This window comes from Vibrio taketomensis, assembly GCF_009938165.1.
Lineage (GTDB): Bacteria > Pseudomonadota > Gammaproteobacteria > Enterobacterales > Vibrionaceae > Vibrio > Vibrio taketomensis.
On sequence record NZ_AP019649.1, the window covers coordinates 820,179 to 834,783 of the forward strand.

General features: G+C 44.6%; 14 protein-coding genes and 1 pseudogene. 7 read left to right on the top strand and 8 right to left on the bottom strand.

The window, feature by feature from the left end:
* Positions 1–173 precede the first annotated feature (173 nt).
* The 4 genes and pseudogenes from Vt282_RS03805 to rlmM all read left to right on the top strand — a co-directional run bounded on the left by Vt282_RS03805 (position 174) and on the right by rlmM (position 3,202).
* Positions 174–1,088 carry a transcriptional regulator GcvA gene (locus Vt282_RS03805; RefSeq protein WP_162046892.1) on the top strand — a complete coding sequence of 305 codons (915 nt, stop codon included), beginning with the start codon at positions 174–176 and terminating at the stop codon, positions 1,086–1,088.
* Positions 1,078–1,716 carry an alpha/beta fold hydrolase gene (locus Vt282_RS03810; RefSeq protein ID WP_162062600.1) on the top strand — a complete coding sequence of 213 codons (639 nt, stop codon included), beginning with the start codon at positions 1,078–1,080 and terminating at the stop codon, positions 1,714–1,716. The genes Vt282_RS03805 and Vt282_RS03810 overlap by 11 nt, the downstream gene beginning before the upstream one ends.
* Positions 1,716–2,111, top strand: coding sequence for a DUF423 domain-containing protein (locus Vt282_RS03815; RefSeq protein WP_162046890.1), 396 nt, complete (start codon positions 1,716–1,718; stop codon positions 2,109–2,111). The genes Vt282_RS03810 and Vt282_RS03815 overlap by 1 nt, the downstream gene beginning before the upstream one ends.
* Positions 2,112–3,202 (top strand): annotated as a pseudogene (rlmM, locus tag Vt282_RS03820) (23S rRNA (cytidine(2498)-2'-O)-methyltransferase RlmM). It begins immediately after the preceding gene.
* A 101-nt stretch (positions 3,203–3,303) separates the two neighbouring features.
* Here the strand turns inward: rlmM and Vt282_RS03825 are convergent.
* The 6 genes from Vt282_RS03825 to queF form a co-directional block, all read right to left on the bottom strand.
* A complete protein-coding gene (locus Vt282_RS03825) occupies positions 3,304–4,080 on the bottom strand; it encodes a DUF2076 domain-containing protein (protein WP_162046888.1) in 777 nt (258 codons plus the stop codon).
* Between the two features lie 315 nt (positions 4,081–4,395).
* On the bottom strand, positions 4,396–5,172 hold the full coding sequence (xni, locus tag Vt282_RS03830; RefSeq protein WP_162062601.1) for a flap endonuclease Xni: 777 nt from the start codon (positions 5,170–5,172) through the stop codon (positions 4,396–4,398).
* 60 nt (positions 5,173–5,232) lie between these two features.
* Positions 5,233–6,600: a nucleotide 5'-monophosphate nucleosidase PpnN gene (gene ppnN, locus Vt282_RS03835; protein ID WP_162046886.1), complete on the bottom strand. Its 1,368-nt coding sequence runs from the start codon at positions 6,598–6,600 to the stop codon at positions 5,233–5,235.
* A gap of 301 nt (positions 6,601–6,901) precedes the next feature.
* Entirely contained in the window at positions 6,902–8,467 is a 1,566-nt protein-coding gene (locus tag Vt282_RS03840) for a GGDEF domain-containing protein (protein ID WP_162062602.1), read from the bottom strand.
* A 124-nt stretch (positions 8,468–8,591) separates the two neighbouring features.
* Positions 8,592–10,862 carry a tetratricopeptide repeat protein gene (locus tag Vt282_RS03845; protein WP_162062603.1) on the bottom strand — a complete coding sequence of 757 codons (2,271 nt, stop codon included), beginning with the start codon at positions 10,860–10,862 and terminating at the stop codon, positions 8,592–8,594.
* 14 nt (positions 10,863–10,876) lie between these two features.
* Positions 10,877–11,722, bottom strand: a complete 846-nt coding sequence (gene queF / locus Vt282_RS03850) for an NADPH-dependent 7-cyano-7-deazaguanine reductase QueF (RefSeq protein WP_162062604.1) — start codon at positions 11,720–11,722, stop codon at positions 10,877–10,879.
* An 86-nt stretch (positions 11,723–11,808) separates the two neighbouring features.
* Here queF and syd point away from each other — a divergent pair, with 86 nt between their 5' ends.
* The 3 genes from syd to Vt282_RS03865 all read left to right on the top strand — a co-directional run bounded on the left by syd (position 11,809) and on the right by Vt282_RS03865 (position 13,703).
* The gene (gene syd, locus Vt282_RS03855; RefSeq protein ID WP_162046883.1) at positions 11,809–12,354 is read left to right on the top strand and encodes a SecY-interacting protein; all 546 of its coding nucleotides are present in this window, start codon (positions 11,809–11,811) and stop codon (positions 12,352–12,354) included.
* A gap of 3 nt (positions 12,355–12,357) precedes the next feature.
* Positions 12,358–13,134 (top strand): Zn-ribbon-containing protein, encoded by a 777-nt coding sequence (locus tag Vt282_RS03860; protein ID WP_162046882.1) that lies wholly within the window; start codon positions 12,358–12,360, stop codon positions 13,132–13,134.
* A 161-nt stretch (positions 13,135–13,295) separates the two neighbouring features.
* Positions 13,296–13,703, top strand: a complete 408-nt coding sequence (locus Vt282_RS03865; RefSeq protein ID WP_162062605.1) for a hypothetical protein — start codon at positions 13,296–13,298, stop codon at positions 13,701–13,703.
* A gap of 23 nt (positions 13,704–13,726) precedes the next feature.
* Here the strand turns inward: Vt282_RS03865 and Vt282_RS03870 are convergent, their stop codons facing one another.
* Positions 13,727–13,924 (bottom strand): DUF2897 family protein, encoded by a 198-nt coding sequence (locus Vt282_RS03870; RefSeq protein ID WP_162062606.1) that lies wholly within the window; start codon positions 13,922–13,924, stop codon positions 13,727–13,729.
* On the bottom strand, positions 13,924–14,604 hold the full coding sequence (locus Vt282_RS03875) for a M15 family metallopeptidase (RefSeq protein WP_162063670.1): 681 nt from the start codon (positions 14,602–14,604) through the stop codon (positions 13,924–13,926). The genes Vt282_RS03870 and Vt282_RS03875 overlap by 1 nt, the downstream gene beginning before the upstream one ends.
* Position 14,605: the final 1 nt, after the last annotated feature.

The following is a 14,605-nucleotide window of genomic DNA, read 5'->3' on the forward strand; positions in this document are numbered from 1 at the left end:
GAAATACGAGTTTGCAAACACAACATCGCAACAACAAAGCCAATTGGTTAAAAAAACCAAGCCGTTCAGGCTTGAGTTGCAGGTGCAATATAGAATTTCTCTGGTCGTCAGGCAACGGACATTTTATAATGTTTCAGATAAAAAAAACTAATCCCATATATTGAGGGCTACCTATGTCCAGAAGACTACCACCGCTCAACTCTCTGAAGGTATTTGAGGCGGCAGCACGTCACCTGAGTTTTACCCGTGCTGCAGAAGAATTATTTGTGACACAAGCCGCAGTTAGCCATCAAATCAAAGCCTTAGAAGAGTTTTTGGGCTTAAAGCTGTTTCGTCGCCGTAACCGTTCGTTATTGCTGACAGAAGAGGGACAAAGCTATTTTCTCGATATTAAAGATATCTTTACATCCTTAGCTGAAGCGACCGATAAGGTACTAGAGCGCAGTGAAAAAGGGGCCTTGACGATTAGTTTATCACCAAGCTTTGCTATCCAATGGTTGGTGCCACGCTTGGCTGACTTCAATCAGCAAGAACCTGATATTGATGTGCGCATTAAAGCCGTTGATATCGAAGAAGGCTCACTGACAGATGATGTTGACGTTGCCATTTACTATGGTCGAGGTAACTGGCCTGGTTTGCGTGCTGACAAGTTGTACCAAGAATTTCTAATCCCACTGTGCTCTCCGTCACTGTTATTGGGCCCTAAGCCATTAGCAGAATTGGCCGATCTAAAAAACCACACTTTACTGCATGACACTTCACGCAAAGATTGGAAACATTTTGTCAAATTCCATGGCGTTGAAGGGGTCAATGTTAACCATGGCCCTATCTTTAGTCATTCGACGATGGTGCTGCAAGCTGCGGCTCATGGTCAGGGTGTGGCTTTGGGCAATAACGTGTTGGCTCAGCCTGAGCTGGACTCTGGCCGTTTGATTGCGCCTTTTGATGAAATGTTGGTGTCGAAAAACGCTTTCTATGTCGTGTGCCATGAGAAACAAGCAGATATGGGTCGTATCGCTACTTTCCGCGACTGGATGTTAGCTAAAGCGCGCAGTGAGCAAGAGGAACTGCTAGAAGATGACCAATAATGTGTTGATTGATGGCGAACTTGGTTCGCCATTATTTATTTTTGCCCATGGCGCAGGGGCGAATATCGAGCATGACTTCATGCGTGATGTGGCGCTTGGGTTGGCGGAAAAAGGTATTCGAGTTGTGCGTTTCAACTTTCCTTATATGGTAAAACGCAACGAAGACGGTAAACGCCGTCCACCGGATCGAGCGCCTAAGCTACTTGAAGCTTTTGAGCAGATCATTGAGCAATACGCCGATAAGCCAGTGGTGATTGGTGGTAAATCGATGGGCGGTCGCATGGCAAGTTTGTTGAGTGAAAACAGTCAGGTTGCGGGCATAGCATGCTTAGGCTTTCCTTTTCACCCACCGGGTAAACCGGAGAAGTTCAAAGGTGAACATTTAGAGAACCTAAATAAACCAACCTTAATTCTCCAAGGTGAGCGTGATACGTTTGGTAAGCGTGAAGAGTTTGCGCATTTTGAACTGTCAAAAAATGTACAGGTTGAATTTATTGCCGATGGTGATCATAGTTTTAAACCGCGTAAGAGCTCTGGGCATACTGAAGCAGGCAATATCGCTGCTGCGGTAGATGCATTGAGTCACTTTATCTTTTCTGTTTATACAAACAACACTCAGGAGGCATGATGCGAGCGAATAATTTGATTGCTTTTGGCGGAGCTCTGGCAGGCGTTGGGGTTGCATTAGGCGCTTTTGCTTCTCATGGATTAAAGAAAATTCTCTCTCCTTACTTGCTTGAAGTATTCAGCATTGGCGTGCAGTACCAGTTCATTCACGCTACGGCAATTATCCTGTGTGGCGGCTTGTTGTTACTTAATCTTGGTGAGAAAGCACAAAAGTATTTTTTCATCGCCGCAATTTGCTTTATCATCGGCATCTTTTGTTTTAGCGGCAGTCTCTATGCGCTAGCGTTAACTGGGGTGAAGTGGTTTGGACCAATCACGCCATTAGGTGGTTTCACCTTTATGCTAGGTTGGGGACTGTTCGTTTTTGCAGCACTACAGATCAAAAGAGGTGAGTAAGTGAAACAACTGATGCTTTATTGCCGTTCGGGCTTTGAAAAGAGTGTGCAGGTGAAATTCAAGACCGTGCTACGGCGTTGGAAGTGTTTGGTTTTCCACGTTTACAAAAGAACTCGGGTTACGTGCTGTTTGAGTGTTACCAAGCTGGCGACGCACAAAAGCTAGTTAAAATGCTTGATTTCAATTCGTTGATTTTTGCCCGCCAAATGTTTGCGGTAGCCGCAGAGATCACCGATCTGCCACGTGAAGATCGTATTTCGCCAATTCTTCAGCAATTGAGCGATGTCGACGCGATGCCACTTTGCGGTGATATTCGTATTGAAACACCAGATACCAATGAAGCGAAAGAACTATTGAAGTTCTGTCGTAAATTTACCGTACCAATGCGTCAGGCATTGCGTGGTAAAGGTGTTCTGATGAATAAAGAACATGCGAAAAAGCCAGTACTGCATATTTGCTTTGTTGAACCTGGTCACTGTTACGTTGGTTACTCATTACCAGGTAATAACTCGCAGTTCTTTATGGGTATTCCACGTTTGAAATTCCCAGCAGACGCACCAAGCCGTTCAACCTTGAAATTGGAAGAAGCGTTCCACGTGTTTATTCCGCGTAATGAGTGGGATGAGCGTTTAGCGTCAGGCATGTGGGGTGTAGATTTAGGTGCTTGTCCGGGCGGTTGGACTTACCAATTGGTGAAGCGTTCAATGTTTGTTCATTCAGTTGATAACGGCATGATGGCGCAAAGCCTAATGGATACCGGTCAGGTACGACACCACCAAGAAGATGGCTTTAAGTTTGAGCCTGCACGTAAGAACGTCACTTGGTTGGTGTGTGACATGATTGAAAAACCATCACGTGTTGCGCAGTTGATGGGTGAGTGGATCATTAGCGGTTGGGCAAAAGAAGCGATTTTTAACCTTAAGCTGCCAATGAAAGGTCGTTACGACGAAGTGCTACAAGATATCGAAAACTTGAAGGTCTTCCTGATTGAAAATGGTGTGAAGTTTAAACTACAAGCTAAGCATCTATATCATGACCGTGAAGAGATCACGGTACACGTGCAGTGTTTATCTAACATCTCTCCGCACTAATTTGATGTTGATTAGTCATAAAAAACCCGCTTGATTGCGGGTTTTTCTATATTTAATGCAACCATATTTTTCTGATTAGCAATAACGAGTTATATGGTGAACTACCAAGAAGAATCGTCATCGCCCCAGTCACTTGAGTCATCACCAAAACCATCACTACCAAAATCACTACTTGAGTCATCATTGCCCCCCCAGCGGCTTGAATCATCATCAAAGCCATTGTTGCTAGGATCGTCAAAGCTAAGATCGTCAGGATTGCCAAAACCAGTGTCGGTATTCCAACCGCCGCCGGTGTAGCTTTGGGTATAGTCATCAGTGCCGGCTAAAAATGAACTTGCACTATCATCGGGTTGCGAAGCATCAGCTGCCGTGTTGTCGCTTGGCTGTGAATCATCGGCTTGCGCATTGTTTGTATCATCTGGTTGTTGGTAATAGTTATTCGTCACATCTTGCACGATAGGTTGTTCTGCTGCGTGAGAATCAGAGAAAAATAGATGACTCAGCGCATTACCAGCCACCATACCTGCAGCGACACCTGCTGCAGTTTGCATAAAACCACCAAAAGCACTTGGTTGATAGCTTGAGGCTGGTGGCGCAGGCGGCTGACGGTTTTCACCAAACATACGGCTCATGGTGCCACGTTGAGATTCTTGCTTGTAGAAATCAGCATTGTTTTGTAAGTAGTCGTTGCGCTTTTTCAATTCGGTCAGCGCGACTTCTTGGGCCAGAGCCAGTTGGCTCAGACGGTAAATGATGTCACGTTGTGAAGCTATCTTACTACTGATTAACTCAGCTGCCGCTGGATCTTGAGTAATGTCTTGTTTAGCCGCGAGTTTATCAGCCAGCTTTTCAATCATTTCTTGTTCTTGTGGGGTCATGATTTCCAAGTCCTCAGTTATTCTGGCACTGCCAGTCTTATTTCTTTTTGTGACGTAGCTGATTGCTTTGTCGGCTTGTCTAAAGGCTGTTGAGCAAAGCCTCTAGAGAGGTTGATAGGTTCATTCTATGCGAGTTTTGACGCGCATTGAGAGTGAAAACAATAATTACTAAAAGCGTAGGTTATGCATATATAAATCAGCGGGTGCTTGAAGGAAGATGGTGTGTTGTTTGTGAATGGCGAGATAAGGATCAAGAGGCGTCAATCATGCGAGAAGCACAACGACGCCCAAGAGAAGACCGCGTTTAATTAGAGGTTATTGGTTAGGGCCGCTGAAACGCAGATCTTGCAGGTTAAAGCCAAGCTCAATATCGATTTTGAGCGCGGCAACCTGCTTACATTTGCGCGCCATCTCCATGTCCTTATCCAGTTTTTTGCGATATTTGGCCGGAAGCTCTTCACTGACAAAAGCTTGTTCGATATTGTCAAATTGGGTCAGGATTTCCTTGGCCGCCTTTGGTCCAATACCAGCAACACCTGGAACTTGGCTAGAGCTAACGCCGGTTAGCCCCCAATAGTCTGCCAATTGACTTGGTTTGACGCCAAATTCTTTCTCAATAAATGGAGCATCGAGCCAGCGATGTTGAAAATAATCGCGAATTTGCAACGTCGGCGATAACAGTTGGCAGTAACCCTTATCGGTGGAAATAATGGTCACTTTCTCATTATGGCTCGCGACTTTAACCGCCAATGTCGCTACCAAGTCATCAGCTTCATCGCCTTCCGACAGTAATGAATCAATGCCAAGTTTCCACCACGCGTCTTGAATGGCGTCTAATCCATTGAGCAAAGGCTCTGGCATTGGTTTACGGTTTTGTTTGTACTCTGGCAGAATGTCACCACGCCAGCCACGATCTTGTAGATGGTGATCAAACACCGCGATGATATGAGTCGGCTCGGCTTCATTAATGATGCGGGTGAGGGTACGGCAAGTTGTGTCTATCGTTCTCGCGATATCATTTGGATCGGGCTGCACCGAGTGAACGCGGCGAATGAGGTTTAAAGCATCAATAATGACAAGATGGATAGACATAAGCGTATAAAAAATAAGGGCCGTTAGGCCCTTAGTGTAAAGCAATTGCTGACGAATGTCTTATTTGCTCTCGGTTGCTATCTTGTAGCAAGGCACATAAGCGGTGCCACCGGGTAGTTTCATGCGGTCTTGTTCGACGAAATCTTTTAGTAGCTTATCCATTTTTTTCATTAAGGCAGCATCGCCATCAAGAATGAATGGACCTTTACGTTCTATTTCACGGATACCTTCGGCTTTGACGTTACCCGCCACAATCCCTGAAAAGGCCTGACGTAGCGCGGCAGCAAGGTTCTCTGGGCGTTGATTCAGGTGTAAATCCAAACTCGCCATCGCGTCATGCGTTGGTTCAAAGGGTAATTGGAATTCAGGCTCGATTTTTAGCGACCAGTTAAAGCTGTAGGCATCACCTGTCTCTTTACGATGTTGGCGAACATCATCCATGCTCTGTTTCATGATGCGCGCAACTTGCGCCGGATCATCAATCACGATTTGGTAGTGTTTTTGTGCCGCTTCACCCAATGTTGAGCCGATAAACTGATCAATAGAGCGGAAGTAGGCTTCGCTCTCTTTTGGCCCAGTGAGTACGATGGGTAGAGGTTGCTCGGCATTTTCCGGATGCATCATGATGCCCAGAATGTAGAGCAGTTCTTCTGCCGTACCCGGGCCGCCAGGGAAGATCACAATGCCGTGTGCCATGCGAACAAACGCTTCGAGACGTTTTTCAATGTCCGGCATGATGACCAGTTCGTTGACAATCGGGTTTGGTGGCTCAGCAGCGATAATTGATGGCTCCGTTAAGCCCAAGTAACGTTGCTCACTATAACGCTGTTTGGCATGTCCAATGGCTGCGCCTTTCATTGGCCCTTCCATTGCGCCAGGACCACAACCCGTACAGATATTAAGTTCACGCAGACCTAGTTCGTTCCCAACAAGGCGGGTGTATTGGTATTCGTTTTCTTTAATTGAGTGTCCACCCCAACATACGATGAGGTTAGGTTCGATACCCGGAGTGAGTGCACGCGCATTGCGCAAAATACCAAACACGAGGTTAGTAATATGGGTCGCTTTGGTCAGATTTAATCGTTGGTTATCTGCGAGATGCATATTGACGTAGACGATGTCACGCAACACGGCAAACAAATGCTCTTGGATACCTTTAATGATTTGCCCATCAACAAACGCGTGTTCAGGCGGGTTAGTCAGTTCAAGTTTGATGCCGCGTTCACGGCGCATCACGGTCACATCAAATGACTTATATTTATCCAACAGCTCTTTTGAGTTATCGGTATGGCTACCAGAGTTGAGTACGGCGAGCGTACAGTTACGATACAGTTGGTATAGCTCACTAGATGCAGTCTTTTTAAGGCGCTCAACTTCGAGTTGAGACAATAAATCCATACTGCCGGCTGGGCTAATGTGAGTGATCATTAAGACCTCCTTGGCGATAACGAAAATTGTGAGTACGCGGTATTACTTTGAGTTATACGTTGTTACGTGCGCATTCACTTCTCTCTTGTGCTCTTCTAATCCGATGCTTTTGTGGAAAAATTACTCTGTACAATACAGAGCAGTTAAATCACTAATTTAGCAGACAAAAGCATAACGTTTCCTTTACTTAAACCTACCACAATTCGGTAAAATAAAAAAGCCACTTAACAAATATGCTAAGTGGCTTCTCGGTTATATTGTTTTCAGTTTTAGCCTAAAGAAGAGATTTTTTCTGGTCCGCTTATTTCCAGATAAGCTGCTCAGCCCCCAATTTCTTGGCTTCTTTGAGATGAATACGCAGTCTTTCCAGAACTTCTTCAGGCGTATCAGAGTCCCTAAACTTAGTACTTACCGCACTGGCGGTAATGGTAATTTGCTGTTCACGGAACTTGAACGGTAGGTGTGAGATTTGGTCTTGAATTGCTTTGACCAACTCATAGCTTTCAGGATCGGCTCTATCAGGAAGGAGTGCAATAAACTCTTCACCAGAAAAGCGCGCTAAAATATCGGATTCGCTCAATTCCGCTTTGATATTGCGCGCAATAATTTTCAGCGCTTTGTCGCCGGCAGCGTAACCAAAACTGTCATTTAAGGCGCGGAAATTATCGATATCGAACATCACCACGCGCAGGCTGTGTTGATTGCGAATCCAGCGACGGAATTCAAGCTCAAGGTGTTCATTAAATGCCGAACGATTGAAAACGCGCGTGAGCGGGTCTTGTTGTAAGCGCTCCGCTTGATCGTCCAAACGACGGCGGTATTCACGCGCAGACTCTTGCAATGCTTCAAGTTGGCAATGATTGTACTTCATGCGTTCAAGCAAGGCGGCTTCGCGTTCTTCCGTGTGTTTTAAGCGATCGTTTAATGACGCAATTTCTTCAAATAACGGCATTAAGTTATCTTGAAGATCTTCCAACGATTGAGACTGCATCACGATGGTTTTGCCGTCGGTGACCAGTGACGTTAATTCTTGTCCATACTCGACACGTTGCTCGTGATAGCTTTCACTTTGATCGGCTAGTTGGGCTGAACTCTTAATTGAACTACTCAAAGACTCGTTAACTTGAACTAAAAACTGCTGTGAGGTTTTACGTTCAAAGTGCGTACCTTGAATCACGAGTTTTAATACATGCAAGGTTTCTTCAAGTAGGGTTTGAGTATTAACACCAATGAGAAGTTTAGCGCGAATATCATTGAGTAAATCACCAGACTCTCCGGTGAAATCGAGTTCAGTAATAAGATTTTGCAGTTCGATATTGAGTTGCTGCAGAAGATCTTTGTCTGTATCTGAAGTGATAACGCCTGTTGTGGAGTCTGGATTCGAGATCAGAATTTTGACTGAGCGTTCATAAATCGCCAGTAATTTGATGGCTTGTTCTGCGTGGCTAATATTATTGGTTGCACAAAAGCTCAGTAAATCGCGAAGATCGCGTTTTAGCTTAGAAGGAATGCCGGACACGCGAAGAAGAGTTTCTCCAGCATGTTTGACCTGAGTGTTGAGATCTAGCCTTTGTACATCCATATCGACCGCATGTTGCTTAATTAATCGCTCTAAAACCAATAAATTTGGAATTAAAGCACTGATATCTTTTTGTTTCTCAATTGCCAATCGAAGCTCTGATAGAGCAGATTGCAATTTCGGGTTATCACTAACGTACGCACTACTTAATGAAGTTACAACGCGTTGTAATACCTGTAATTCTCGTTTGAATTTGAAAGAAGTATTTCTTTGCGTCAATCGAGCTTGTTCCAATTGAGATTTCAGTTGATGTAACTGAGACTGAAGATCTGGTTCGAGCACGCTCATGTAACTGTTTATTCTTTATAAATCTGCCTAAAAGGCGTTGGTCATACGACCCTATTAACCAATTTGTTGATAATATCAAAATCCAGCGTCCCGTCACGAGTTCAACGCACGGAACGCTACAAAATTAGTCATCTTTTAATAGTTTTTTGAGCCTCTCCTCATTCTTGAAAGAAGAGTGTACTTTTATTAGGCCTTGATTTATCGAGTGTTTGCACGCTTTTCGTACATTTTCAGTCGCTAGGCTTGCGGCTGGCGCATTTTCAATCGCTTTGAGGTATACCCAGTGACTTTGGTGGTCTTCTAGGCTGAGTGAGCGCGCTGCACCCGTTGCCATGAGTAGAATGTCCATTAACTCTTTGTCATTAATGGCAGTATACGCACGCGGTAAGAATGGATAGTCGACCATGCCAATACGAACAATGCGATTGAGTTTACGTTGTGGTTTGAAATCGGTAATCCATTGTTGAATTTTCTCCACCATCTCTTCCGGAGAGGTGTCACGGTTACTATTGGGTTCGATATAGAGCAAGTTTGCATCAGAAAAATGGTAGACCCGAGCCGGCGCTGATACTTTAGTTTGTAAGTACTCACCAAACTCTTTTTCTAACTCTAAACCCTTAGTGTACCCATGCTGCATGTGTAAGTTACGTAAAAAAGGCACATCAACCATAACGAAACGTAGGCGATCATTGAGCGGTTCATGAATCAATTCCCCAACGTGCCATTTCTCAAATTGATCGCTACTTGCTTCAAGTGACGCTGACAATTTGGCGTTGAGCATACGCAAATTACGCATTCCAGAACGAGAATGGGTGTATAAATTGTTATTCAGTTCGCCCAGCTCTTCCTTTTGTATGCGAATAATATGACCGCGTCTCAACAGTAGCAGGAAGAGTACAGAACCAATCAAGAACAGCGCGAAGGCAATCTTTTGGAACTTGCGATACTCTTCTTGAGCATGCGCGAGGTCTTGTTGTCGCGCGGTTAGGTGGATATTTCGTTCGACAAAATCTTTCTGCTGACGGAATGCATCTTCACTTATTAAGTCAAGTTGTTGCTGTTCAATGGTGGCAAGCGCGCTAAAGTGCTTAAAGTATTCCAGCGCGGTTTTGTAGTCTTGATTCAACTCATAACCACGATTAATAAGACGGTAGGCACTTTTTTGTAAGCTGATGTCATCGATGTTCTTAGCGATCTCTAGTGCTTTCTGCGCGTTTACAATCGTTTCGGTACCGGAATGTTGTTCTGCTGCCAGTCCGGCACGCAGCAAACAAGCATGCGCTTCTAATTTAGGTGCTTTAGTTAGCGGTAATAATTGTTCTGCTCTTTCTAAATATTGTTCTGCCAATGGGTAGTTGATGAGGTGTAAGTACGTAGCTGACAAAGCAATACGCACATCAATTTCATTGTATAGATTGTTTACGGTACGCTCGTGGTCCATCGCGTTGAAGTACTGCACTAATGCGAGGTTGTATTTGCCTTGCAAGTAATAGCTATCACCCATTAGCTTCAAAACGGATGGCAGTACTGGCGAATGCTCGTAGTTGTCATAGAAATCAGCAGCTTGTGATAGATGGTTATTTGCCTTGTCGAGCACCTTGCGATCAAAAAACAGCTGACCTAGAAGAAAATTGACTTTGCCGAGTTGCGCGCGAGAGTCATCTTCGATCGATTGCCAATAGGCGATAAGAAATTCAGACAGTGCTTTGTTGTACTGTTTATGGGCAAGCAAGTGTTGACCAACTTGAATATGGTAATCAATGACGACACGTTTGGTTTTTAGCGTTTCAATATAGCCACGAACTTGAGCAAAAAGTTGGTTGGCGAGATCAAGCTCACCTTCCTTTGACGCAATTTGTGCTTTCAGCATGGTGATGCGGTATTTCAACGCTTTCGCCAACTGTTCAGGGTTTTTGATTGATTGATACAGTAATTCAACTTGGTGAAGTTGTTCTCGAGCAACAATTCCGTTGCCGCTATATAGCCAGTGCAAACGAACTTGCAGCATCATTATGTCGAGCTTTTTGTATGGCAGTTCGTAAACTTCAGACAGATTGATTGCTTCTTTTAAATGACGAAAGGCCTCATCAACGTTGCCAATGTTATAGGCAGATTCGGCCAAAATCATCAAAGCGTCGATAGTCGCACCCGGCGTACGAGTGCGATTGTCAGCGTCGTCTCGAGTGATCGATGAAGGGCTGTTATCTGATTGATTTGAAAGTTTACGCTGAGAGATATAGTCATAAGCTAATTGGTGTGCTTGTTTTGGCACTATCTCTACTAAGTTGTTGGCTTCATTTAGTGTTGGTGAAGTGAACACTGATTCTGCCATCGAAGAGGCTGACAGCAGTAATACAAATAAGCAGAGCCAACGCTCCCAGCGCAGTTTCAGCATCCTTAGCGATTTCCTTATTGACGAGCCATGCGTTGATTGTGGTGTGGTTGTTCTTGTTCCGTTGAGCGATACGGGTTGATATCTAAACCGCCGCGACGAGTGTAGCGCGCATAGACAGTGAGCTTATTAGGTTGGCAGTACTTCATAATATCTGTGAAGATACGTTCAACACACTGCTCGTGGAATTCGTTGTGTTCGCGGAACGAGACGATATAGCGTAACAGAGCTTCGCGATCGATTTTTTGACCCTGATACTGAATCTCAACACTGCCCCAATCTGGTTGGTTGGTAATTAAGCAGTTAGATTTCAATAAGTGGCTATGCAGTGCTTCGTCGACTTCTTCGTCCCCAGCTGCATCTTTGAGCAGCGTGGCATCAAAGTCATAACTGGTGATTTCAATATCTTGTTCATCGATACATTCGCCATGCATAGTGACGATGACGCTGTCAGTGTAATCAGTCACGTTGCGTAGCGTGACAGAAACCGCTTCCCCTGCGCAGGCAGAAAGGTCGTTGGTGAGCGTTTTTTCTACGTCGTCCCAAGAGCTAAAGCGGGTTTGATTCAAGCTGTTTAGATACAACTTAAATGACTTTGATTCGATTAAATTCGCGCTGGTGGCAGGAATGCTCACATCACCAACCGCGACTTGCGGTAAGCCTTTTTCATTCAACCATGATAATTCGTATAGAGTCCAAATATCACAACCATGAAATGGCAAATTATCACCAAGTTCTAGGTCATCACGATTAAGGCTACGTGGTACTGGTTGCAGCAATGAAGGATCGTATTGGCTTGCGTACTCGGTTTTTTGACCCAGCGTTAGGCCTGCAAGCTCTTTGGCGTTGGAATATTTGCTCATACTTTGATTGGAATTCGATTAGAATGACGGGAATTTTACGCAATCTCGCACTCTGTGTCATTAACACAACTACTCTGGAGACTCGAATGGCTGATAATGCCTTGCAAGCCTTACGCGCATTTAGTGATAAATACCGCGCTCATCATCAAGACAAACACGGTAAGTTACCGTTCAGTGAGGATTTAGCTGAACTTGTTTCGCCATGTGTCGAGCAAAAACGTGCTGATGGTGTTGAGTGGCAAGCTTACCCGCGTGAGCAGTTTGCGGATTTTACCAATGTAGAAAATGGCATTGAGCTAACGTTGCACGAAGACATCAAAACGTTCTACGGTGCGCAATACAGTGCCGATATGCAAGCAACATGGAACGGCAATGAGTTAGTGTTGTTGCAAGTGTGGAATGATGAAGATTTTGAACGTTTACAAGAGAACATTCTTGGTCATTTGGTTACGCAACGTCGCCTTAAACTCAAACCGACGGTATTTATTGCAGCAACCGATGCTGAGCTTGATGTGATTTCCATCTGTAATATTACGGGTAATGTGGTGTTAGAGCGTCTGGGTACTGATAAGCGTGATGTCTTAGCGGAAAGCTTAGAAGAATTCCTAAGCAAAATTGAGCCAGTGGTATAAACGATGTACGTAGTTGAATTGCAATTTGAGTGTTTTGATAACACGACGATCAGCGCGGTTGATAAAGGCATTAATGGCCTAATGGATGCATTGCGTTACAACGGCCAAGTGTTAGGGCGCGAATTTCCTATCGTAATGGGTGAAGGGGAATTTTATGTGCGCGCGGTATGTCCTGAAAAAGAGAGTTTGCATCCGAAATACCATTCAGACTTTGTCAAAGTGTGTATTAATCGTTTGGCTGATGCTTGCTTGTTAGCGCCCAAAGTGCGCCTGTTAGGTCGCGATTTAAATTCAGAGCAAGCAGCAGAAGAAGAAACACCAAGCTGGCAAGTTCTTTATACCACCTATGTGCACACATGCTCGCCTCTGCGTAGCGGTGAAACGCTGCTGCCGATTCCTTTATATCGCAATCCACCGACGCTGAATGGTGACCATAAAGCGGTGGTGAAATGGCAAACAGAATGGCAAGCGTGTGATGAACTACAAATGGCGGGCGGTTGCCGAGCAGAACATGCAGCGCTTCATGAGATTTGTGATAGCGACAGTGTATTGTTTCGTCGCGGTTGGGACTTACGTGGACGCATTGAATACATCACTAAGATCCCAACTTACTACTACCAATACCGAGTTGGTGGTGCCAGTTTAGCCGATGAGCAAGCTCGCAAGTGCCCGAAGTGCGGTGGCGAATGGCTACTGGACGAGCCATTGCATGATGTATTTTATTTCAAATGCGATGATTGCCGAATTGTGTCCAACATTTCTTGGGACCACATTAAGTAACTTACCGTATCAATACTTTAGTAAAAAGCAGAGCGTAGGCTCTGCTTTTTTGTATCAGTGGGTTTGATTCGATCTAAAATTCAACGAAATCTGCCATTGAGATCGTCGTAATCACATTCAAGTTGGATTAGTCTGATGAAAACTCACCAAACTGGATCGCAATGCGAGTATTGATATTGGTTTTAAGTGCTTTTCTGGTGGGATGCAGTGCAGCCATAGAGAGCGTGGCTGATAAGGCGGTTTTTTCATCGCTCGTAGGTCGGGAACTGCATCTAAAACAACTGAGCATATTGTTAGTTAGAAAAGAGCGATTGTATCAACCTGAGATTGGTTATTTTCTCTACCCATTTACACAAGCTGACAAAATACAATCTGGGTCGATAACTTTGCCTGTAGGCACTCAAATAATCGTCACAGAGGTGAATCAATATACAACGGATGCTCGTGGGCGCTGGATAGGTGTCGTTGGTAGCGCTGTTATCAATAACGAAGAGGTTGAGTTCATCTACCAGTGGTCAAAGTACACACCAGAAGAGTTAATGGTTGCACCTTGGGAGCCTATCAATTAATCAGGCCATGAGAGAAGCGGAAATTATTTGTGTGGGTCTTGTGGCCCTGACTCTTGTTGTTCTTGTTTGGCTTCTTGGTCGCTTATTTGCTCGTTTCTAGATGGCTTTTTCTTCATCTGATCAAACTTCATATTCGCGGTGTATTTGAGAGCGCTAATGTTGCCAATAATCACGGCTAAAACGATAGCGATAATGACCCAAGGGTTAGTGAGCAAATCCATTAGTCACCTCGACAGATGTTGGTGATAAATTGAGTGTAGATGGTATCGAGCTGTTGTAACACTGCATTTTTACCCAATAGATCACTTGCTTGAAGTTGCTTCGTCAGTTGATCTTGAGTTAGTTGAGTTAGGCACTCGGTCGCTGTCACTTTATGGCTGATGTGCCATGGCTCTGCAGCTACGCCACCTAAGTCTTTTTGATAGGGAAAGAAAAAGCCAAATTGCTTAAGATGAACAGATAGCCATTGATAGAATTTCGCTTGATGCCCAGCCAAATATTCCCACGGTTCTAACTGCAGCATGGTGTCTTTTGGTAAAGAATTGCGGTCAAATACATCAAATTCAGTGCCCCAATGATGGCGGCTTGCTCCCGGTAGCGCTGACCAACGCAAAATTGCCAACACTTTTTGTTCATCTGAGAGCTGTGCTGGGTCAAGTGGGAGGCTGTCACTATCTAAGATGATGCTAATACCGCTCATCTTATTGTTCCAGATGGTTTTTTGTCGCTCAAAGTCGCGAAAACCACTGGCAATGTTGAGGTTAAATCCCGCCTGAGCAGCGGCATCCCTTAATGCAAGCAAATCTTGCTCTACTTGCGGATGAATAAGAAAGAGTTTTTGCCCAAATAAAACTTCCGTTAAATGGGTCGCATCCTGTCCGCATAGTTGCTCAGGCGTCATT

Coding starts and splice junctions, on each gene's coding strand:
- Vt282_RS03805 (WP_162046892.1), top strand. CDS start 174: ATGTCCAGAAGACTACCACCGCTCAACTCTCTGAAGGTATTTGAGGCG.
- Vt282_RS03810 (WP_162062600.1), top strand. CDS start 1,078: ATGACCAATAATGTGTTGATTGATGGCGAACTTGGTTCGCCATTATTT.
- Vt282_RS03815 (WP_162046890.1), top strand. CDS start 1,716: ATGCGAGCGAATAATTTGATTGCTTTTGGCGGAGCTCTGGCAGGCGTT.
- Vt282_RS03825 (WP_162046888.1), bottom strand. CDS start 4,080: ATGACCCCACAAGAACAAGAAATGATTGAAAAGCTGGCTGATAAACTC.
- xni (WP_162062601.1), bottom strand. CDS start 5,172: ATGTCTATCCATCTTGTCATTATTGATGCTTTAAACCTCATTCGCCGC.
- ppnN (WP_162046886.1), bottom strand. CDS start 6,600: ATGATCACTCACATTAGCCCAGCCGGCAGTATGGATTTATTGTCTCAA.
- Vt282_RS03840 (WP_162062602.1), bottom strand. CDS start 8,467: ATGAGCGTGCTCGAACCAGATCTTCAGTCTCAGTTACATCAACTGAAA.
- Vt282_RS03845 (WP_162062603.1), bottom strand. CDS start 10,862: ATGCTGAAACTGCGCTGGGAGCGTTGGCTCTGCTTATTTGTATTACTG.
- queF (WP_162062604.1), bottom strand. CDS start 11,722: ATGAGCAAATATTCCAACGCCAAAGAGCTTGCAGGCCTAACGCTGGGT.
- syd (WP_162046883.1), top strand. CDS start 11,809: ATGGCTGATAATGCCTTGCAAGCCTTACGCGCATTTAGTGATAAATAC.
- Vt282_RS03860 (WP_162046882.1), top strand. CDS start 12,358: ATGTACGTAGTTGAATTGCAATTTGAGTGTTTTGATAACACGACGATC.
- Vt282_RS03865 (WP_162062605.1), top strand. CDS start 13,296: ATGCGAGTATTGATATTGGTTTTAAGTGCTTTTCTGGTGGGATGCAGT.
- Vt282_RS03870 (WP_162062606.1), bottom strand. CDS start 13,924: ATGGATTTGCTCACTAACCCTTGGGTCATTATCGCTATCGTTTTAGCC.
- Vt282_RS03875 (WP_162063670.1), bottom strand. CDS start 14,604: ATGACGCCTGAGCAACTATGCGGACAGGATGCGACCCATTTAACGGAA.